Source organism: Vibrio sp. 10N.222.49.A3, from assembly GCF_041475145.1.
Taxonomy (GTDB): domain Bacteria; phylum Pseudomonadota; class Gammaproteobacteria; order Enterobacterales; family Vibrionaceae; genus Vibrio; species Vibrio tasmaniensis_A.
Genome location: NZ_JBFRVM010000364.1, coordinates 1 through 250 on the forward strand (window position 1 = coordinate 1; position 250 = coordinate 250).

General features: G+C 40.8%; 1 protein-coding gene. It reads right to left on the minus strand.

All coding sequences use genetic code 11. The annotated features are described in order from the left end of the window. Positions 1-250: transposase (locus tag AB4589_RS25655; protein WP_372101983.1), on the minus strand; the 250-nt coding region annotated here is incomplete at both ends.

Genomic DNA, 250 nt, shown 5'->3' on the forward strand with positions numbered 1-250 from the left:
CGGGCATTCGTTAGCCTATATTTTGCATAATTGCAGATCCCAACTCTTCTCTCCCAAAGCGCATCTGCAAAGTTGATGAGAGATAAGATCCTTGTATTTTTAGCAAGCTGGCACCACGCATCAAGCGCTGCGATCATCAAGTCAAAATTACGTTCATTCCATAAGGCTTGAAGCTGCTCTTTGAGCATATAAATAGTACAAAGTGTCTTATTGCTTTCAAGTAAATCATCCAGCCTATCTGACTGCTTAT